This window comes from Thalassolituus hydrocarboniclasticus, from assembly GCF_025345565.1.
GTDB classification, from domain to species: Bacteria; Pseudomonadota; Gammaproteobacteria; order Pseudomonadales; family Oceanobacteraceae; genus Venatoribacter; species Venatoribacter hydrocarboniclasticus.
Genome location: NZ_CP054475.1, coordinates 1,093,761 through 1,113,755 on the forward strand (window position 1 = coordinate 1,093,761; position 19,995 = coordinate 1,113,755).

General features: G+C 53.0%; 17 protein-coding genes and 1 tRNA gene. 10 read left to right on the forward strand and 8 right to left on the reverse strand.

Annotation, left to right across the window (positions count from 1 at the left end; all coding sequences use genetic code 11):
• Positions 1–36: 36 nt before the first annotated feature.
• From pth to HUF19_RS04900, 7 genes are all read right to left on the reverse strand, one after another.
• On the reverse strand, positions 37–624 hold the full coding sequence (gene pth / locus HUF19_RS04870; RefSeq protein ID WP_260998744.1) for an aminoacyl-tRNA hydrolase: 588 nt from the start codon (positions 622–624) through the stop codon (positions 37–39).
• Positions 625–702: 78 nt separating this feature from the next.
• Positions 703–1,329 carry a 50S ribosomal protein L25/general stress protein Ctc gene (locus tag HUF19_RS04875; RefSeq protein ID WP_260998745.1) on the reverse strand — a complete coding sequence of 209 codons (627 nt, stop codon included), beginning with the start codon at positions 1,327–1,329 and terminating at the stop codon, positions 703–705.
• A 92-nt stretch (positions 1,330–1,421) separates the two neighbouring features.
• The gene (locus HUF19_RS04880) at positions 1,422–2,363 is read right to left on the reverse strand and encodes a ribose-phosphate pyrophosphokinase (protein WP_145469550.1); all 942 of its coding nucleotides are present in this window, start codon (positions 2,361–2,363) and stop codon (positions 1,422–1,424) included.
• Between the two features lie 47 nt (positions 2,364–2,410).
• Positions 2,411–2,485, reverse strand: a tRNA-Gln gene (locus tag HUF19_RS04885).
• Positions 2,486–2,491: 6 nt separating this feature from the next.
• Positions 2,492–3,361 carry a 4-(cytidine 5'-diphospho)-2-C-methyl-D-erythritol kinase gene (gene ispE, locus HUF19_RS04890; protein ID WP_260998746.1) on the reverse strand — a complete coding sequence of 290 codons (870 nt, stop codon included), beginning with the start codon at positions 3,359–3,361 and terminating at the stop codon, positions 2,492–2,494.
• Entirely contained in the window at positions 3,354–3,947 is a 594-nt protein-coding gene (gene lolB, locus HUF19_RS04895; RefSeq protein ID WP_260998747.1) for a lipoprotein insertase outer membrane protein LolB, read from the reverse strand. The genes ispE and lolB overlap by 8 nt, the downstream gene beginning before the upstream one ends.
• Before the next feature lie 8 nt (positions 3,948–3,955).
• Positions 3,956–5,812, reverse strand: a complete 1,857-nt coding sequence (locus HUF19_RS04900; RefSeq protein ID WP_260998748.1) for a tetratricopeptide repeat protein — start codon at positions 5,810–5,812, stop codon at positions 3,956–3,958.
• Between the two features lie 261 nt (positions 5,813–6,073).
• On the opposite strand from HUF19_RS04900, the gene hemA reads away from it, so the two are divergent.
• The 10 genes from hemA (at position 6,074) to HUF19_RS04950 (ending at position 19,272) form a co-directional block, all read left to right on the forward strand.
• Positions 6,074–7,360, forward strand: a complete 1,287-nt coding sequence (gene hemA / locus HUF19_RS04905) for a glutamyl-tRNA reductase (RefSeq protein ID WP_260998749.1) — start codon at positions 6,074–6,076, stop codon at positions 7,358–7,360.
• A gap of 3 nt (positions 7,361–7,363) precedes the next feature.
• Positions 7,364–8,449, forward strand: a complete 1,086-nt coding sequence (gene prfA, locus HUF19_RS04910; protein WP_260998750.1) for a peptide chain release factor 1 — start codon at positions 7,364–7,366, stop codon at positions 8,447–8,449.
• Complete coding sequence (prmC, locus tag HUF19_RS04915) at positions 8,449–9,318, forward strand: peptide chain release factor N(5)-glutamine methyltransferase (RefSeq protein WP_260998751.1); 870 nt, start codon at positions 8,449–8,451, stop codon at positions 9,316–9,318. Before prfA ends, prmC begins: the two co-directional genes overlap by 1 nt.
• Positions 9,319–10,065: a HesA/MoeB/ThiF family protein gene (locus tag HUF19_RS04920; RefSeq protein WP_260998752.1), complete on the forward strand. Its 747-nt coding sequence runs from the start codon at positions 9,319–9,321 to the stop codon at positions 10,063–10,065. It abuts the gene before it with no gap.
• Between the two features lie 199 nt (positions 10,066–10,264).
• A complete protein-coding gene (locus HUF19_RS04925; RefSeq protein ID WP_260998753.1) occupies positions 10,265–11,548 on the forward strand; it encodes an NAD(P)/FAD-dependent oxidoreductase in 1,284 nt (427 codons plus the stop codon).
• Positions 11,549–12,149: 601 nt separating this feature from the next.
• Entirely contained in the window at positions 12,150–13,043 is an 894-nt protein-coding gene (locus HUF19_RS04930; RefSeq protein ID WP_260998754.1) for an SAM-dependent methyltransferase, read from the forward strand.
• Positions 13,040–14,029 (forward strand): methionyl-tRNA formyltransferase, encoded by a 990-nt coding sequence (locus HUF19_RS04935; RefSeq protein WP_260998755.1) that lies wholly within the window; start codon positions 13,040–13,042, stop codon positions 14,027–14,029. Before HUF19_RS04930 ends, HUF19_RS04935 begins: the two co-directional genes overlap by 4 nt.
• Positions 13,989–14,567, forward strand: coding sequence for a phage tail protein (locus tag HUF19_RS04940; RefSeq protein ID WP_260998756.1), 579 nt, complete (start codon positions 13,989–13,991; stop codon positions 14,565–14,567). Before HUF19_RS04935 ends, HUF19_RS04940 begins: the two co-directional genes overlap by 41 nt.
• A 15-nt stretch (positions 14,568–14,582) precedes the next feature.
• Positions 14,583–15,161 carry a phage tail protein gene (locus HUF19_RS04945; RefSeq protein WP_260998757.1) on the forward strand — a complete coding sequence of 193 codons (579 nt, stop codon included), beginning with the start codon at positions 14,583–14,585 and terminating at the stop codon, positions 15,159–15,161.
• A gap of 73 nt (positions 15,162–15,234) precedes the next feature.
• Positions 15,235–19,272, forward strand: coding sequence for an Ig-like domain-containing protein (locus HUF19_RS04950; RefSeq protein WP_260998758.1), 4,038 nt, complete (start codon positions 15,235–15,237; stop codon positions 19,270–19,272).
• Between the two features lie 102 nt (positions 19,273–19,374).
• Here HUF19_RS04950 and HUF19_RS04955 read toward each other — a convergent pair whose 3' ends face one another.
• Positions 19,375–19,959, reverse strand: coding sequence for a phosphoheptose isomerase (locus HUF19_RS04955; protein ID WP_436317750.1), 585 nt, complete (start codon positions 19,957–19,959; stop codon positions 19,375–19,377).
• Positions 19,960–19,995 lie beyond the last annotated feature (36 nt).

The window sequence follows — 19,995 nt, forward strand, 5'->3', positions numbered from 1 at the left end:
CTGCTGCCGTAACAGCGTTAAAATTTGGCGGGTATTTTACCCTTTAAATGAATGAAGTCGATTCATGGCTTTGGCAAGGTCGCCGCCCAGTGCATCGGGCAGAACGCGTAAGGCTTCATCGATTACCGCATCAATGGCCTGTTGGTCGCTCTTGCTGGCGCGGCCCAGTACATGGCCGGTTACCTGAGATTTGTCACCGGGATGACCGATACCGATACGCAGGCGATGAAAATTCTGGTTGTTGCCAAGCTTGCTGATGATATCGCGCAGGCCATTCTGGCCACCGTGACCACCGCCAAACTTGAATTTGGCTGTGCCGGCAGGTAAGTCCAGCTCATCATGAACCACCAGAATCTGTTCCGGTTTCAGCTTATAAAAGTTGGCCAGCGCCTGGACGGCCTGTCCGCTGAGGTTCATAAACGTAGTGGGAATCAGTAACCAGCAATCCTGCCCGCCGAGGCGGCCTTTGCCGGCACGACCGGAGAACTTTTTGTCCGGACTGAGGCTGATGCGTTCGTTCTGCGCCAGGCGTTCAACCAGCCAGGCGCCCGCATTGTGGCGGGTGTGCTCGTATTCGGCGCCGGGGTTGCCCAGGCCTACGATCAGTTGAATAGGGTCAGACATGATGTCGATATCCGATGATAAAGAATCACCAATAAAAAAGCGGGGACCAGCCCCGCTTTTTTGCTACAGCAACCGGAATTACTCGGCAGCTGCTTCTTCTTCGCTGTCGCCGCCTTTAGGAGCGATAACAGTAACAACAGAAGTGTCGTGCTCTGGGCCGTGAGACAGAGCCAGAGACTCAACGCCTTTTGGCAGTTTCAGATCGGACAGGTGGATAACGGTGCCAGCTTCAGCGTTGGCCAGATCCACTTCGATGAACTCTGGCAGGTCGCCAGCGTTACAGATGATGTCCAGACTGGTCAGCTGGTGAGCAATTTTACCGCCACCGGTTTTCACGCCTACGCAGCTTTCTTCATTGATGAAGTGCAGAGGTACGTGAGCCTTGATCTTGGTGGACTTGCTTACGCGCAGGAAGTCAGCGTGCCAGATCAGGTTTTTGGATGGGTGACGCTGCAGATCTTTCAGAACAACCTGCTCGGCTTTTTCGCCGATAGTCAGGGTGATTACGCTGCTGTAGAACGCTTCGTTTTCCAGTACTTTGTTCAGCTCGTTAGCTTTCAGAACGATGGCTTGTGGCTTGCGATCGTTACCACCGGCTTTACCACCGTAAACGATGGCTGGTACGGCGTTTTCGCGACGCAGGCGGCGGCTCGCACCTTTCCCCGCATCTTCGCGAAGTTCAGCTGACAGATTAAATTCTGACATGGGTATTTCCTCATGGTTTTGACATAAAAAGCCGTTTGAGCTTGCGACCAGCTCAAACGGCCCGAAAAAATCGTTTAGTAAGCTGTTATGGCTTAACGAAACATCGCACTGATGGATTCTTCGTTATTTACCCGGCGTACAGCTTCGGCCAGCAGACCAGCAATGGTCAGTTGGCGGATGCGGCCAATGGATTTAGCAGCTTCAGACAGCGGGATGGTATCGGTAACAACCAGCTCATCCAGCTCGGCACTGGCCAGACGCTCAACAGCGGGGCCGGATAGTACAGGATGTGTACAGTAGGCTACAACTTTTTTCGCACCGAACTCTTTCAGAGCTTTGGCTGCGTGGCACAGAGTGCCGGCGGTATCGACCATGTCGTCGACCAGCACACAGGTACGGCCGGAAACATCACCGATAATATGCATCACTTCAGAAACGTTGGCTTTCGGACGACGTTTGTCGATGATCGCCAGATCAACGTTCAGCTGCTTGGCGATTGCGCGGGCACGAACTACACCGCCGATGTCAGGAGATACAACGATCAGGTCTTCGTAAGCCTGGCGCTCAAGATCATCAATCAGTACCGGAGAGCCGTAGACGTTATCAACAGGAACATCGAAGAAGCCCTGGATCTGGTCAGCGTGCAGGTCAACGGTCAGAACGCGGTCGATGCCGGCAGTGGACATCATATCGGCCACAGCACGGGCACTGATAGGTACACGGGCAGAACGCGGGCGACGATCCTGACGGGCATAACCGAAATAAGGAACAACCGCAGTGATACGGCTGGCTGATGCGCGGCGCAGGCCATCGGCCATCAGCAGGATTTCCATCAGGTTATCATTGGTTGGTGCACAGGTAGGCTGGATGATGAATACATCCTTACCACGCACGTTTTCATTGATTTCGATGGTAATTTCACCATCACTGAACTTGCCAACAGTGGCTTCGCCAAGGGGGATATCGAGACGCTCAACAACGAGCTTAGCCAGCTCCGGGTTAGCGTTACCGGTAAAAACCATCAACTTAGACACAGTTGTCCCCTTTGATGTAATTGTTCAATGATGGAAGGAAAGAGAATTGGCTGAGGTGGTAGGACTCGAACCTACGAATGACGGGATCAAAACCCGTTGCCTTACCACTTGGCGACACCCCAGCAACTTTAAGACGGTCCGAATAATACCTTATGTGCAGGTGATTGGTTAACACCCTTAGCCACAAAGACCTTATATTCGGCCGGTAACTGCGCAGAAACACTGATGGCTTCTGTTTCAGAGCCGAAGCTTGAGAATATACAAGCTCCAGTGCCCGTCATCTTAGCAAAGGAAAATTTATTTAGCAAATTCAATGTGTTACCAACTTCTGGATACAACATTGAGACTATTGCCTGGCAGTCATTTCTGCCCCCTTGCCTCAGCGCGGTGCGAATATTAATGGGGTCCGAATCGCGGGTCAACCCCTCATGTGAAAAAATTTTTCCTGTATTTACATGGACTTGCGGGCACACCACCAGATACCAGGGTTCAGCAAGCTCTGGCACGGGGGTCAGTATCTCACCCACACCTTCGGCAAAAGCGGCTTCACCCCGCACAAACACTGGGACGTCGGCTCCGAGGGAGAGTCCGATCGCTGCCAGTTCATCCAGAGAAAGCTGCAGATCCCATAATGTATTCAGCGCCAGAAGTGTGGTTGCCGCATCAGAACTTCCACCGCCAAGACCGCCCCCCATGGGCAGTTTTTTATCCAGCCGGATATCAGCACCCAATTTTTTTTCTGATTTTTTTTGCAACAGACGGGCGGCGCGGATGATGAGATTGTCTTCGAAGCTGACACCTTCAATGGCAGGAGTCAGTGTCAGTTCGCCATCGTTGCGTAATTTAAAGTGCAGCTCATCACCATAGTCAACGAACTGAAACAGGGTCTGCAGGTTATGGTAGCCGTCATCCCGGCGTCCGGTGATGTGCAGCATCAGATTCAGTTTGGCCGGGGCCGGTACGCTCAGCCAGCTGTTATGTTCAGGCAGTTCAGCCATTAACAGTCCACTCTTTAATCGAAAATACAAAACGGAAGTCGTGGCCGGATATTTTAATCAGGCCGGGCAGCCAGTAATCACCGTGCTGCTGGTAGCGGGAGAAGCGGATATCCCAGCCATGCTGTTGCAGATGCGTAAGCAGGCCGTGTTCATCGTACTCGCTGCTTGCTTTGGCATTGGGGCTGGCCTGGCCTTTCACCCAATAGCGGATATCGGTGGCCGGGAAATTCCAGCCCATATGAGCCAGCATCAGTTGCTCGGGCGTGCGTGCCCGCTGTGGTTTGTCCCAGCCGGGCAGGGTCAGTTCGGCCTGGCGGGCGTTGCCTTGCAGGCGCGAGGAGCCGGAGCCGAAGGGGCCGGAAATAAACAGGTCATAGCTTTGTTTATCCTGTTCCCAGGTCAGGTAGCCGGTCACGCTGTCATCGGGTGAAGTCACCGATAATTTACCGCGCACCTGCCAGGTCTGCAGTTTATTAAGGCTGCTCTGCAGGCTTTGTTTGCCGCCATCAGGTTTGGGCAGCAGGCTGCTGCAGCCGCTGAGCAGTGTCAGCAGCAGCAGGGTGGTCAGCATTCTTGAAATCGTCATCACGGAGCTTATCGGTTCTGGTCGAGGGTTTCCGGATCAATGTCCAGGCGTTGCAGGGTGCGCAGAATAATCTCGCTGTCAGGGGTCTGTTCTAACCCCTGCTGCCATATGTCGCGCGCCTCGGTCTGATCACCACTGAGCCATAACAGTTCACCGTAATGGGCAGCGATTTCATGATCTTTCATCATGTCGAAGGCTTTTTTCAGCAGTGGCCGGGCGCGTTCGATATTGCCCATGCGGAAATAGATCCAGCCCAGGCTGTCGATAACTGCCGGATTTTCCGGTGTCAGTTCCAGTGCGCGCTCAATTAACGGCAAGGCTTCGGCCCAGCGGTCGGTACGGTCGGCGAGGGTGTAGCCCAGTGCATTCAGTGCCTCGGCATGGTCTGGTCTGAGACGGATAACCGTGCGCAGATCCTGCTCCAGACGGTTCAGGTCATCCAGGCGTTCCGCCAGCATCGCGCGGGTATAAAGCAGGTTGATGTCTTCCGGTGCAACGCTCAGGGCCTGGCTGATGAGCACCATGGCATCTTCCGGCTGACCGGCAGCAGACAGCAGGTCAACCTCGATGCGTACCAGCTCGCTCGAGTGTTGCGGAAAATCACCGCGCAGGTCATTCAGATAGTCACGGGCTGCATCGATGCCCTGGGTATCATTCAGCAGATAAGAGGCTTTCAGGTGAGCGGCGAGAAACTCCCGGCCACTGCTGACCTGAGCGTATTGCTCTATGGCTGCATCATAATCTTCTTCTTCCTGGGCCATTTTGCCCAGATAAAAGTGGGCTTCGTCGGTGTGGGATTGTCTGGTCAGCAGCTGGTACAGATGTTCGCGGGCCTGTTCACGCTGGCCCAGTTCTTCTTCCAGCAGGGCAAGTGACAGCAGAATGGCAGCATCTTCGGGGAAGTTTTTGTGCAATTTAACAAAGGCGTCACGGGCGCTGTCCATGTTGCGTTGCTCGAGCAGGATGCGGGCATGCAGAACCTGAATGCCTTTATGCTCAGGGTAGTCTTCGTGGATGTCTTCAAGCCAATCGATAGCATCGTCAGAACGCTGCAGTAACACCAGTATGCGTGCTTTCTGCAGGGCAGCACTTAAATAGGCCGGATTGCGTTTCAGTGCTTCTTCTGTATGTTGCAGGGCGGCGGGATAACGTTGCAGGTGCTGCTCCATAATGCCGCGAGCGTACCAGACGGAAGCATTTTCCGGGTATTTATTGGAGAGAAGCTGAAACTTCGCCAGCAGAGCCAGTTGCTGTTCCTCCGGTAGCTGTCCGGCATTGGCGGCCAGGTAGTCGAACTGACTGATGCCGGCCAGTTCCTGTAATTTTTCCAGATGCTCCAGTGCCAGACCAAACTGACCCTGTTCCATCAGTAATTGTGCAGCCGCCTGATGAGCGGCAGGGTTTTCGGGTTCTTCTTCCAGCCAGATAGCGACGGCTTCAATGGCGTGGGTGTCACTGCCAACGTATTGGGCGATACGGGCAGCACGCTCGGCAATGGCCGGATCGCGGGTGGTACGGGCCTGATCCATATAGTTGTAGAGCGAAATATCAAAGCGCTGGCGCTGGCCGGCCATCTCCGCAACCAGTAATGAATAGAGCGTAGCTGCCGGAATCGGGCGGTAATGCGGCTCCGTTGGTTCGTCTGCCGCAGGGCTGTTTTTGTAGTGAATGCTTTGTGACGCTGCGTTATCGGCCGGAACGCTTTGTTGCTGATCTGCTGCCGGTGAGGTGCCGAAGCTGGCACAGCCGGGGAGAACAATCAGTGCGGAAAGCAATGGCGCCAGCCAACGACCTGAGCGTATGAAAACCGGCAGTGGTGGGCGGTCAGAAGAGGTATGGCGGGACTGACGGATATAAAAAAACATATAAAGAGAAGACCTGATGATTCGGATGCCATTATGAGATAGCGCATGCTATTTAGGGTCAGATAGCGATTTAAGTCAAAGATTTCAGCGGCAAAGCCGCGGCCAGATGTTTATAATCCCCGCTTTTGCACAGCCGCCACCTGTTGTGACGCACAAAGCGATTGCTTAGTTGCAGTACGCTCTGTGTTTTTGCAGGTCAGGCACTCCGCCGCTGATGATCGTCAGCGGAGCAGTTTGAAAGCGGGAGCAGCGTCAGTCGACATGGGTATTTGGGCACTGGGGATTAACCATAAAACAGCACCGGTTGCTGTGCGCGAGCGTGTTGCCTTCGATCCGGCGTCTATGCCGGCGGTATTGGGCGAAGTGCAGGCTCTGGACCCTGTGTCTGAAGTGGTGATCCTGTCGACCTGTAACCGTACCGAAATTTACTGCTCGGCCGATGAATTGCGCGAAGAGGTGATCGTCGACTGGCTGGTCCGTCATCATCATATTGACCGCCGCGATCTCGATTCGGCCCTCTATTGCCTGACCAGCGAGCAGGCGGTGCAGCACACTATGCGTGTTGCCAGCGGTCTGGATTCGCTGGTGCTGGGCGAGCCGCAGATTCTCGGCCAGATGAAATCGGCCTTTGCTGTGGCGCAGGAAGCCGGCACCGTCGGTTCTGAACTCGGTCGCCTGTTCCGCCAGACCTTTTCCATTGCCAAACGCGTACGTACCGATACCGCCATCGGTGAAAACCCGGTGTCGGTCGCCTTTGCGGCGGTGCGTATGGCACAGCATATCTTTGCCGATATGGCCAACAGCCGCGCGCTGCTGATTGGTGCCGGCGAAACCATCGAACTGGTGGCCCGTCATCTGTATCAGGCCGGCGTGCGCGATATTATTGTTGCCAACCGCACTCTGGCGCGGGCGCAGAATCTGGCGCAGGAGTTTCATGCCGAAGCGGTGCTGCTGGAAGACATTCCCAATGTGCTGCCGCGTGCTGATATCGTGATTTCATCAACCGCCAGCCCGTTGCCGATTCTGGGTAAGGGCATGGTGGAGAAAGCGCTGAAAAAACGCCGCCATAAGCCGATGTTTATGGTCGATATCGCTGTACCGCGCGATATCGAAGAAGAAGTTGGTGAGCTGTCGGATGTCTATCTGTATTCGGTAGACGATCTGCGCAGCATCATCGAAGAAAACGTGCGCTCCCGTGAAGATGCCGCACGTCAGGCCGAAGAGCTGATCCTCTCCGGCGTCGATCATTTTATGCGCGAGCTGAAAGCGCTGGATGCGGTGCAGACCCTGACCGATCTGCGCAGCAGTATTGATATGCTGCGCGAAGAACAGCTCAGCAAAGCGCTGAAACAACTTGAAAACGGTGCCGACGCGGAAAAAGTGTTGCGCCAGTTTGCCCATACCTTCAGTAATAAGGTGCTGCATGCACCGACCACTGCGCTGCGCAAAGCCGGTGCTGAAGGCCGTCTGGAAGTGCTCGACTGGACCCGCGAACTGTTCAGCCTGAACAGCCATGCGGCGCCATCCTCCTCTGCTGATACCGAATAAACCATGAAAAGCTCGATTCTGAATAAACTCGAACACCTGCGTGACCGTTATGAAGAGGTCGGACACCTGCTGTCTGAGCCGGATGCGGCCAACGATCAGGATCGCTTCCGCAAGCTGTCGAAGGAATACGCTGATCTTGAAGTGATCGCCCAGACCTACAGCGATTATGAGCAGGCCGGCGCCGATCTGTCAGAGGCCAAAGCCCTGGCCGCCGATCCTGATCCGGATATGCGCGCCATGGGCGAGGAAGAAGAGCAGGCCGCCGGCGAGCGTCTGCAGCAGCTGGCCCATGAGCTGGAAATTCTGCTGCTGCCGAAAGATCCGGACGATGGCCGCAACGTGATTGTCGAAATCCGTGCCGGTACCGGCGGTGACGAAGCGGCGATCTTTGCCGGCGATCTGTACCGTATGTACACCCGTTATGCCGAAACCCGTGGCTGGCGTACCGAACTGATGAGTGCCAGCGAAGGTGAGCATGGTGGCTTTAAAGAGGTGATTACCCGCATCTCCGGCACCGATGTGTATTCACAGCTGAAGTTTGAATCCGGCGCGCACCGGGTGCAGCGGGTACCTGAGACCGAAAGTCAGGGCCGTATTCATACCTCGGCCTGTACCGTGGCGGTGATGCCGGAAGTGGAGAGTGAAGAAGAGATCGACATCAACAAGAACGATCTGCGCATCGACACCTTCCGCGCCTCCGGTGCCGGTGGTCAGCACATTAACAAAACTGACTCAGCCATCCGCGTTACGCACCTGCCAACCGGGCTGGTAGTGGAATGTCAGGATGAGCGTTCGCAGCATAAAAACCGCGCCAAGGCGCTGGCGGTGCTGGCGACCCGGTTGCGCGACGCTCAGCGTCAGGCCGCTCAGGCTGAGCAGGCGGCGACGCGTAAAAGTCTGGTTGGTTCCGGCGACCGCTCAGAGCGTATCCGTACCTATAACTATCCGCAGGGCCGGGTTACCGATCATCGCATCAACCTGACGCTGTATAAGCTCGACGAAATTGTGCAGGGCGATCTGACGCCGGTGATTGAGCCGTTGATCCGCGAGCATCAGGCCAATCTGCTGGCTGAGATGGCAGGCGGCTGATGAGCTCTGATCCGGCATCCGTGCAGAGCATTGAAGCCTGGTTAGCCGAGGCGCGGACGCAGCTGGAACAAGGCTCTGACAGCGCCCGGCTGGATGCCGAATTGCTGCTGGCCCATGTACTGCAGCAGAGCCGTACCTGGCTTTACACCTGGTCTGACCGGCCATTAAGCGCAGAACAGCAACAGGCGGCGAATGCTTTGCTGGCGCAGCGTCTGGCCGGAGAGCCGGTGGCCTATCTGCTGGGTGAGCGCGATTTCTGGTCGCTTAATCTGAATGTGAACCCTTCTACCTTAATTCCCCGTGCTGACACCGAAACCCTGGTGGAATGGGCGCTGGAACTCCCTTTGCCGGCCAACAGCCGGGTGCTCGATTTGGGTACAGGCACCGGCGCGATTGCTTTGGCACTGGCGTCGGAGCAGCCGTCCTGGCAGGTGTCCGGTGTTGATTTTAATGCCGATGCGGTGGCGCTGGCGCAGAGTAACGCCGTCCGCAATCAGCTTGCGCGCGTCAGTTTTATGCAGTCCGACTGGTACAGCGCCGTCAGTGGCGATTTCGATCTGATCGTCAGTAATCCTCCTTATATAGATGAAGACGATGAGCATCTGGCGCAGGGCGATGTGCGCTTTGAACCACGCTCAGCACTGGTGGCTGATAACCATGGCCTGAGTGATCTGGCGCTGATTATTGACCGTGCGCCGGGCTTCTTGCGCGCCAATGGCTGGCTGTTGCTGGAGCATGGTTATCAGCAGGCGGATGCGGTGTGTGAGTTATTGCGCGCCCGTGGCTTCACTGAGGTGAGTAATCGTCGTGACCTTGCTGGCCAGCCGCGCATCAGTGGTGGCCGCTGGCCGCAGCAGGTGATGGGATAAATGATGAACGATCAGCAATTACTGCGTTACTCGCGCCATATTCTGTTACCGCAGCTGGATATTGACGGGCAGCAGGCGCTGCTCGACGCCCATGTGATGATTATCGGCCTCGGCGGTCTTGGCTGCCCGGTGCTGCAGTATCTGGCGGCCAGCGGCGTTGGCCGCCTCAGCCTGGTCGATGATGACCGTGTAGAACTGTCGAATCTGCAGCGCCAGACCGCCCACGGCAGTGCTGATATTGGCCTGCTGAAAGCAGAGTCCGCCGCCGCCGAAGTGCAGCGGTTAAACCCGGAAGTGCAGGTGATCACTCACGCAGTGCGTGCCGATGCTGACTGGCTTGCAATGCACCTGGCTGGAGTTGATCTGGTGGTGGACTGTACTGATAACAGCCGCGTGCGCTATGAACTCAATCGCGCCTGTATCGCGCGCTCTGTACCCTGGGTTTCGGGTGCGGCGGTTGGGCTGAATGGTCAGATCACGCTGTTTGACCCGCGTCAGGCGGATGCCCCCTGTTACCGCTGTTTGTACCCCAGTCTGGATAATCAGCAGCTCAGCTGTGCCGAAAGCGGCGTGTTGTCACCGCTGGTCGGGATTATCGGTGCCATGCAGGCACTGGAAGCACTGAAAGTGTTGGCGGGCATCGGCGAAAGCCTGAGTGGCCGTTTACTGACCTTCGATGCTTTACAGGGCGAGTGGCGGCGCTGGGGCATCAGCCGCAATCCTTCCTGCTCCGACTGTCAGAACTGACGCTTCCTTCCGACAAATCTGTCATCCTGTGTTTGTTGCATCGCATTCTGCGTTGGTCGCTCCCTGCAGCGGCGGTTGAAATTCTCTGTGAATTCAATCGCTTTGCGCTATTAATTCTACTTTATGCTTATGTAGTAATATTTGGCCCCTGTTTTGCTCCTTATCTGTCACTTCGACAATAACAAGCATGGGGCAGACTATGGCCAGAGTTATCGTATTGGGCGCCGGTACCGGTGGTATGGCAGGCGCGTATGAAATCCGCGAAATCCTGAATAAAGAGCACCAGGTTACGGTTATCAACGAACGGGAAGACTTTCAGTTTGTTCCTTCGAACCCCTGGATTGCGGTTGGCTGGCGCGAACGGCCGGAAATCAGTTTTCCTATCCGCCCTCATCTGGAGAAAAAAGGCATTGAATTCATCGCTTCGGCGGTGGTTACCATCGATCCTGAAACCAACCAGCTGACGTTAGCCAATGGTGATGTTGAAGCCTATGACTATCTGGTGATCTGCACTGGCCCGAAACTGAATTTTGCCGCGGTTGAGGGCGCTGGCCCACATGGCGGTTTTACCCAATCGGTGTGTTCGCTGGATCATGCTGAAACCTGCTATGACAATGTTAAAGCCATGATTGCCGAACCGGGCCCGGCGATTGTCGGTGCTATGCCGGGCGCTTCCTGTTTTGGGCCGGCTTATGAGTACGCCTTTATTCTTGATAAAGAACTGCGCAACAAAAAAGTCCGTGACCGTATTCCTATGACCTATGTGACCAGTGAGCCTTATATTGGTCATCTGGGGCTGGGCGGCGTGGGGGATTCCAAATCGATGCTGGAAAGCGAGTTGCGTAACCGCCATATCAAATGGATTACCAACGCCAAAGTCACCCGCGTGGCCGACGGCATGATGTATGTCGATGAGATGAATGACGATGGTTCACTGAAAAAACAGCATGAGCTGCCGTTTAAGCACTCCATGATGTTGCCGTCCTTTGCCGGGGTTGACCCGGTGGCTGCGGTGGAGGGTCTGGTGAATCCGAAGGGCTTTGTCATTATCGATGAGTTCCAGCGTAACCCGACCTTTAAAAATATTTTCTCGGCGGGTGTGTGTGTTGCCATTCCTCCTGTAGAGGAGACGCCGGTTCCGACTGGTACGCCGAAAACCGGCTATATGATCGAATCCATGATGACTGCGATTGCGCATAATCTGGCGGCTGACCTGGATGGCAAAGGTGAAGCTAATGCCCGCGGGACCTGGAATGCAATCTGTCTGGCGGATATGGGAGACACTGGCGCGGCCTTTGTCGCCATACCGCAGATTCCGCCACGTAACGTTACCTGGTTCAAAAAAGGTAAGTGGGTACACCTGGCAAAAATTGCTTTTGAAAAATACTTCATCCGCAAAATGAAAACCGGCTCCAGTGAACCGATTTATGAAAAATACACATTAAAAGCGTTAGGAATCAATCGGTTGAAAGATGAACCTTAACGGAAATGATGATGCCTGCATTCTAAATGCAGGCCATTTTTTGTAAATATTAATATATGTGTTAATTAATGGCCCCGCAATAAATTGTGGGGCTTAGCATAAATAAAAAAACGGGTGTATATCCAAAAGGATGATTTTTAATATGCTCGTCAGATCCGAGTAAATATTGTTTATATTAATATGCTCTTATGTTTCTGATGAAGTTGATTTTTATAAGTCCATAGATCATGCTGCGCGTTATATCAAGGATTTCGGGTGATGTTCAGCTATGGATACGGCAGCTCTGCAACCACATTTTCAGACTAATTCTCTGTCGGATGATTATGTATCTGAGCAACAGTATTCATATCATCCTTCGTTATTAGCCTCTCTTAATCAGAAATTACGAACCTCGTTGACGTCTGTCAGTAGCGAGTCGGAAAAAAACTGGCCTGATCGTATAAGTAATGTCTTATTAAATAGTGTTAGCCAGGTTGTCAGTAATTCTTCTGACATTAATTTATTTCAGCAGTGTTTTCAGGAGCTTGCAGGATTTTATTGCTCTCTGAATATTCCTGCGCCGTTACGTCAGCGGCAATTTATTAATAAAAATGGATTAGTCATGTCACCGGATTATGCGATCCGGACGGTGTTGGACAGTGTACGTGTCGGTAGTTTCTGGCAGGCGCTCAGTAATATTCTGCCTCAGTATGCGGAGCGTGAGTGTCATCTGGTATATCCGGCTTGTGGCCCCTTTGCACCACTTCTTCTGCCGGTACTGTATTTCCTGCGTGAACAACAACAGTTACCGGAGAAGCTGGAAGTTACCCTGATTGATATTCATCCGGCTGCTGCTCAGAGTTTGCAGGCTCTGGTGGAAGCCACTCAGCTTGATTCTGTTGTGCAGGTATTATGTCAGGATGCCTGTGACTACCGCGCCGAACCTGGCAGTGTGGATATTTTGCTGGTGGAGGCCATGCAGCATGGTCTGAGCCGGGAAGGGCATCTGAATATATGTCAGCATTTTGCCCCTCTGCTGGCCGAAGACGCACTGTTGTTACCGGAAAAAGTCAGTGTCCGTGCTGTTCTTACTCAGGCAGAAGATGAGTTTCCGGCAGAGCCAAGAGCGGAGGGCGAAAAAAATACACGCCGGATTGATATCGGTCCTGTGCTGGAGCTGAGTCGTGACACTCTGCGGCAGCTGGATCTGCTCCGCCTGGATGATGGCAGTGAGCTGATCCGCTGCCTTCAGGTTAAGATCCCTGAAGATCTGGATACCTCTGCTGAACATATTCTGTTGCTCACCACTGAAATTCAGGTTTATCAGAATTTATCGTTAGCGGAGTACGCATCCGGTATCACTCACCCTCTGCCGGATCTGAGTGTCTGTATCGGTTTTGAACCGCGCAATCCACAGCCCGGAGATTTATTGATAAAACCGGGTGACAGTATTCTTTTTTATTATCGTAAACAGGGACTTCCCGGTTTTCTGCCGGTGTATGTGGAGCCGGTATGAAGCTGATTATTGCTACTCAGACCAGTCTTGCCCTGCCATTAATTCAGGATCTTTATGCCCGCCAGCAGCTGGCGGCGGTATGGCTTTATGATGTTACCGGAGAAGACAGCCGACAATTAGCGACTCAATGCTCAATGCTGGGAATTAATCTGCTGGTTATGGATCCGGAACGGCCTCAGGTTCTGATTGATCATCAGAAAACGCTGCAGGCTGATGCCATCGTTTCCTGCTATTTATCTTTCTTGTTTCCGGCCTCTATGGTGCAGGAACTTAAAGGGAAATTACTCAATATCCATGCCAGCAATTTACCAGAGTGGCGGGGTGCTGATCCTTTATTCTGGCAAATAGCTTCAGGCGCCGGAGAAACATTTCTTACATTGCATCAGATCGCCGCACAGGCTGATAGTGGCGATATTCTTTTTCAGCAGAAATTATCCATCCATCCCTACGATACTCATCAGGGAGTTAATCTTTACCTGTCGCAGAAAATGCCACTATTCATTACACAATGGTTATCAGCAGGCGGTATGGATCTTAAAGCACAGCCGCAACGGGTTTTGCAGGATAAAGATAAGCCCGCTACGCGCCCTGATAGTAATGCGGCAGGTATTAACTGGCAGCAGTCCGGGTGTCTGGATATTTTTAATCTCGCCCGTGCCTGTAATCCGCAACTGGGTGGCGCGGCTTTCAGCTTTAATCAGGAGGTGCTGTACCTGCTGGAGGCAACTCCGGTAAACCACCCATCGTACGGATTAGAGGCAGGAACCATTGTGCATATCGGTGAGCCGGAAGGTTTATTGGTTGCCTGTCACGATGGTGTGTTACGTCTTGATGTTATTTATTTGTCGGCAGGGATCTTCAGTGGACTGCGCTTTGCTGAGCGTTATCAACTTCAGGCCGGGCAACGCTTTGACAGTTATCCAATAACAAAACGGGAGAAGCAGGATGGAAGGAACAATAGCCAATATAACGAACTTTGCCGGTAATTTTGCCCCCAGAAACTGGGATTTCTGCCAGGGGCAATTACTGGCGATCAGTCAGTATGATGCTCTGTTTTCATTACTCGGTACGAATTTTGGTGGTGATGGACGCACAAGTTTTGCTTTGCCAAACCTGGCAGGTCGTACGTCCATGGGAACAGGCCATGGACCGGGTTTAAAAGATCGCAGAATCGGTGCGCAGACAGGTTCAGAAACAGTAGCCCTAACTCTTGCCAATATGCCATCACACAATCATCAGGTGCGGGTGGATCACGCCGGGCATATCGAAATTCCGGTTAACACAGCGGTAGGAGATGCAGATGAAGCCAGTCCTGGCAGCGGCGTTCTGGCAAACAGCGGTGGAGAAACTTATGCCAGTTCCGCAAGTATGAATGCTGTTTATTCCGGCAGTCCACTGGCGGTTAATGATCTTGAAGTCGTGGCGACCAATACCGGAGAAGGGAAGGAGTTCAATAATATGCAGCCTTCTCTGGCACTGCCCGCCATCATTTGTATGTTTGGTATTTATCCATCCAGAAGCTAATTAAGGAGAATAAAAATGGAAGGAACAATTGCAACCGTTACTCAATTTGGCGCTAATTGGGCACCACGTACCTGGTCGATTTGTGCGGGCCAGTTACTTGCTATTTCAAGTAATACTTCGTTGTTTTCTATTATCGGCACTATGTACGGTGGCGATGGCCGGACGACATTTGCTTTACCGGATCTGCGCGGTCGTTGTGCGTTGGGTACCGGTGCTGGTCCTGGTCTGACGCCGCGTGCAGCTGGGCAGCACTTTGGTACCGAAACGGTAACCCTTACCAGTCTTAACCTGCCTTCTCATAACCATACGGTGATTGTGCAAAGTGCCGGTCATGTTGCGGTGCCTGTTAATACTGAAACTGGTGAAGCCGATGAAGCCAGTCCGGGAGCTGGTGTTCTTACCAATAGTGGCGGTGATGCTTATGCCAGTGCACCGACAGCCAATGCCATGTACTCAGGTAGCCCGATACCTGTTGAAGGCCTGCAGGTGGAAACTGGTTTAATGGGTGGCAACCAGTCGTTCAATAATATGCAGCCATCGCTGGCAATCAGCTACATCATCTGCACACAAGGAATATTTCCTTCGCGCAACTGATGAAAAACCGGACCGGTTTACCGGTCCGGTTTTTCTGCACTTAGGGAAATCTGAATAACGAATGGAGATTGGTATGAAGCAATTTTTATTTTTACTGTTTTTTTTGCCGTTAGTTGCTTCAGCCGCAACCCAGAACAGCTCAATCGACTCTCCGGGCGATGTTGCAATTCTGGCATACAACGGTTACGACGTCAGCCCTTCTGTCGTATACAACGACGGGTTGACCTTTTTATTGGTTGACGACTGCCCGAACGGAACAACTCTGACCATTACGGATGAAGAATGGGATGGTGCCGCCTTTTCAACGCCAACCGGCGAAGGCAATTTAACCTGGACAAATAATACCGGCAGTACGCTTGCCAGAGGGACGGTAATTAAAATTACCAATGCCTCTGATGATCCGAGTACTTCTGGTATCGCAGTCAACACCGGTAGTGTTGCGGAAAGCGATACCGGTTTTAATATGATTGATGGTGATCAGCTTTATATCTATACCGGAACCCGGGCCGCACCAGGTGTTTTTCTGGCTTTTTATGGTGACGAAAGCACTCTTGGTAATGGAGATGCAGCAACTATTTTAGGTACTTCTCTTGTTAGCGGGCAAACTGCGCAGCTGAATATTTTACAAGGCTATTACACCGGTCCCGCATCTTGTAACTCAACACTGTCAGACTGTTTATCCCAGATTTATAATACTTCGAACTGGTCATTTACCGATAACCCAAGCTACCCCAGCAATCTGCCGGATACATTTACCGGCTCGGTATTTGTTATCAATAACGCTCCAACAGCAGCAGGCTTCACTGCGAGTCCGATTTATCAGGGAACATCTTATGCTTTTTCAACGGCGAATTTTTCCTACTCTGACACCGATGGTGATCCTTTAGATCATGTTCGTATCGTCACGGTTCCCGTGCAGGGTAGTCTGTGGGTCGATAGCGATGGCAGCAACACAATCAACGGTGGCGAATCTGCACTGACAAATGGATCGCAGGTCAGCAAAGCCAATCTTGATGCCGGTTACCTTAAATATCTGAACACAACAGGTTCATCCTCCAGTTTCACTTTTGATGTTAATGATGGTACGGCCTACAGTGCGTCCGCTTATACCGCTACGCTGACAGTGACTGCCTATCCGACTATTACTCTGTCAGCCAGCAGCACAAGTCCGGCAGAATCGGTAGGGAGCGTTAACTTAACGGCGACGGCCAGCCATTCCTTTAACCAGAATATTACGGTTAACCTGAGCTACTCCGGAACAGCAACCAGTGGTGTTGACTATAGCCAGATCAGCAGTCTTATTATTACCACGGGAAATACGACAAAAACGTCAGCGCTGAGCATCAGCGAAGATGCAATCGAAGAAGTTAACGAAACAATTATTGTCGATATATCGACTGTCAGTAATGGCACTGAATCCGGTGTACAGCAGCGGACAATAACCATTGTTGATAATGACCAGACAATTCCTTCCGTTGCTATATCCGGTGCCAGTGGCACCATCAATGCGCCATTTACCGCGACTTTTACCTTCAGTGAACCCGTCACCGGTTTTAACCTTGGCGATATTGTTGCCGGTAATGCCTCAGTCAGTGTTTTCAGCGCGACCAGTGCCTCGGTTTATACCGCATTAATTACGCCAACAGCAGATGGTTCAGTAACGGTGGATGTTGCAGGATCGGTTGCCCAGGATGGTGTTGGTAATAACAACACGGCAGCAACTCAGTTGGCGGTTACTTATGATGCGACGGCACCGACGGTAACTATCAGTGGTGCCAGTGGTACTATCAATGCCGCCTTTACCGCGACCTTCACCTTCAGTGAAAATGTTACCGGTTTTACCCTTGGCGATATTGTTGCCGGCAATGCTTCCGTCAGTGCCTTTAATGCAACCAGTGCTTCGGTCTATACCGCGTTAATTACACCAACGGCAAATGGTACGGTAACGCTGAATGTTGCTGGTGCAGTAGCTCAGGATGCTGCCGGAAATAACAACACCGCAGGCAGCCTGTCGGTAGATTATGAAAGTCTCAATACGGATGGTTCTGTGTCGGTTTCCGGGCTGGCGGTAGAAGGACAGATTCTGTCAGCGTTGCCGCAGGATGCCGATGGTGTAAATGCAGCAACATTGGTGTACCAGTGGCTGGCCGATGCTTCTCCGGTCGGAGGGAATTCTGCCTCCTATACCATTGCAGCCGCTGATGTTGGCCGTGTAATAACGGTGCAGGTCAGTTACACGGATAATCTGGGCCGTAACGAACAGCATACGTCTGCCGCAACAGATACTGTGATCAGTCTGCAGCAGTATGCCCTGAATACCATTTCTTCAGCAGCCGGAAATCCTGTTAATGCCACCGGATTAACGCTTACTCAGTATCGCCAGGCTGGCCTGAGTTCACCGGGGGATGACGACTTCAACCGTATCCTGCTGATTCTGAACAGCGCAGTTGCCCGTTCTCAGTCTGATGATGTCAATGAATTTTCAGAGCTGGAAGCACTGGTAGCCCTGATTATGGAAGCCCAGGACGATGACGGCGATGGTCTGCCGAACAGTCTTGAAGGCGATGTAACGACTGATCGTGATGGTGATGGCATTATCGACCGTGAAGATACCGACAGCGATCAGGACGGTCTGTCCGATCGGGTTGAGCTGGGTCTGGTGCTGACCGACACCGACGGCGACGGTATTGTCGATTTCTTTGATGCCGATGCCGATCAGGATGGCAATGTCGATGATGGCCGAACCGACGATAACCTCGACGGCGCGGAAGACAGTCTGATGACTATTGCAGGTTATCGCGCGGCCAACGCCCTGGTCGATGCCGATAACGATGGCCGGCTGAACAGTCAGGATCTGGATTCCGATAACGATGGTATCGGTGATCTGATCGAAAACGGTTTGGCTGATGCCGATGGCAATCTGATGGTCGATGATGATCGCATTGAACTCGATGACAGTAGCGACCTGATCGACGATAACAACGACGGCATCTTTAACTTCCTGCAGCTGAGCAGTGATGGTATTCAGACCGATTTCTCACTCAGTGGTCTGCCGCTGCTGCTGGACGTTGATAAAGACGGCCGTATCGACAACACAGTCGATATGGATAGTGATGGCCTGATGGATATTATCGACAATGCGGTTGGTGCGTTTGGTTCTTTGCCGGATATTGATGGCGATGGTATTCCGAATCATCTGGATGAAGATGATGACGGCGACGGCATTCCGGATGTGGTTGAAAATCCGCAAATGGGCTTCTTTACCGGTCTGGATGCCGATGCCGACGGTATTGATGATGGCGTCGACTACGACGTAAATGGCGATACCTTCGGTACCGACAATAACGGTAATGGCGTACGTGATGACCGCGAGATGCCGGATTATGATAAGGACGGTATTGCCGATCATCTCGATCCGGACTCTGATAACGACAACGTTAATGATGGTGAAGACCCATCCATTAATACCGGTGATGACATCACCACGGCTACCGGTGCATTCAGTCCGTTGATGCTGCTGATTGCTGCGGCACTGGCGGTGGCCGGACGAATGGCTGCACGGGTGTCTGTGCCGACATTGTTGCTGGCCTGCATGCTCTGGGCGCCGCTGTCACAGGCTGACAGTGCGCAACCTGCCAGCGGACCTGAGATGGATAATATGCACTGGTTACTGGCCTGGGGTGTAGGCCGAAGCTGGCTTAGTCCGGAGGTGCATGGCAACAATAAAGTCACCGACGACGGCGGGCTGGGCGGGCATTTTGCCGCCGGCCTGCAGCTGAACGATGCCTGGCAGGTGCGTTATCAGTACGGTATTCCGGGCGCTGCTGAGGTGAACAGCGCCGCTATTGAATACACAACGCACAGTCTGCTGGCGCAGTACAGTCAGCCATTACAGGGGCAGTGGCGCTGGATGCTGGGAGCAGGATTCTCGCAGATTGACGTTGATGTTGCGGCAGGCTTTAACGCGGATCTGGATAGTGAAATTCAGCTGAGCCTGCAGGCCGGGGCCAGTTATCCGTTGTCCAACAATACCCGCCTTACTGTTCAGGCGAGCCGGTATTCCGGTGATGTGCAGATGCTGATGCTGGATTTCAGCCATCTGATTCCCTGATAGCGGCACAGGTGTAAGTAATAAAAAAACGGCCCGGGCATGTGAATGTCCGGGCCGTTTTTTTATGCGCCGCGTTTGTCGCGGCCAGAATGCTGTGTAGGGTTATTCTTCGCCGAACAGTGAGCAGTCAATCAGGTCGCACAGGCAGTGAATCACCAGCAGGTGAACCTCCTGAATCCGCGCCGTAACGTTGGCCGGTACCCGCACTTCGACATCGTCACGGGTAATAAGTGACGCCATATGGCCGCCGTCCTTGCCGGTTAAGGCAACCACGGTCATCTCGCGCTCGTGGGCGGCCTGAATCGCCTGCACCACGTTAGCGGAGTTACCGCTGGTGGAAATGGCCAGCAATACGTCGCCGGCATTGCCCAAAGCACGGATCTGCTTGGAGAAAATCTCGTTATAACTGTAATCGTTGGCGATCGAGGTTACGGTCGATGAGTCGGTGGTCAGGGCAATGGCTGGCAGACTCGGGCGCTCGCGCTCAAAGCGGTTCAGCAGCTCGGAAGAAAAGTGCTGTGCATCACCGGCGGAGCCGCCGTTACCACAGGTAAGAATTTTTCCGCCGCTGAGCAGGGCATTCACCATAATCTGCGCCGCGCGCTCGATATAAGGTGGCAGCTCTTCTGCTGCGTGGGTTTTGGTTTCGATACTGGCGCCAAAATGGCCGATGATCCGATCCTGCACAATAACGCTCCGGGAGTAACAGATGGGCCATCATAA

Excerpts from the sequence above, each read along its gene's own strand:
- pth (WP_260998744.1), bottom strand. The coding sequence starts at position 624 with ATGTCTGACCCTATTCAACTGATCGTAGGCCTGGGCAACCCCGGCGCC.
- HUF19_RS04875 (WP_260998745.1), bottom strand. The coding sequence starts at position 1,329 with ATGTCAGAATTTAATCTGTCAGCTGAACTTCGCGAAGATGCGGGGAAA.
- ispE (WP_260998746.1), bottom strand. The coding sequence starts at position 3,361 with ATGGCTGAACTGCCTGAACATAACAGCTGGCTGAGCGTACCGGCCCCG.
- lolB (WP_260998747.1), bottom strand. The coding sequence starts at position 3,947 with ATGACGATTTCAAGAATGCTGACCACCCTGCTGCTGCTGACACTGCTC.
- HUF19_RS04900 (WP_260998748.1), bottom strand. The coding sequence starts at position 5,812 with ATGTTTTTTTATATCCGTCAGTCCCGCCATACCTCTTCTGACCGCCCA.
- hemA (WP_260998749.1), top strand. The coding sequence starts at position 6,074 with ATGGGTATTTGGGCACTGGGGATTAACCATAAAACAGCACCGGTTGCT.
- prfA (WP_260998750.1), top strand. The coding sequence starts at position 7,364 with ATGAAAAGCTCGATTCTGAATAAACTCGAACACCTGCGTGACCGTTAT.
- prmC (WP_260998751.1), top strand. The coding sequence starts at position 8,449 with ATGAGCTCTGATCCGGCATCCGTGCAGAGCATTGAAGCCTGGTTAGCC.
- HUF19_RS04920 (WP_260998752.1), top strand. The coding sequence starts at position 9,319 with ATGATGAACGATCAGCAATTACTGCGTTACTCGCGCCATATTCTGTTA.
- HUF19_RS04925 (WP_260998753.1), top strand. The coding sequence starts at position 10,265 with ATGGCCAGAGTTATCGTATTGGGCGCCGGTACCGGTGGTATGGCAGGC.
- HUF19_RS04930 (WP_260998754.1), top strand. The coding sequence starts at position 12,150 with ATGTCACCGGATTATGCGATCCGGACGGTGTTGGACAGTGTACGTGTC.
- HUF19_RS04935 (WP_260998755.1), top strand. The coding sequence starts at position 13,040 with ATGAAGCTGATTATTGCTACTCAGACCAGTCTTGCCCTGCCATTAATT.
- HUF19_RS04940 (WP_260998756.1), top strand. The coding sequence starts at position 13,989 with ATGGAAGGAACAATAGCCAATATAACGAACTTTGCCGGTAATTTTGCC.
- HUF19_RS04945 (WP_260998757.1), top strand. The coding sequence starts at position 14,583 with ATGGAAGGAACAATTGCAACCGTTACTCAATTTGGCGCTAATTGGGCA.
- HUF19_RS04950 (WP_260998758.1), top strand. The coding sequence starts at position 15,235 with ATGAAGCAATTTTTATTTTTACTGTTTTTTTTGCCGTTAGTTGCTTCA.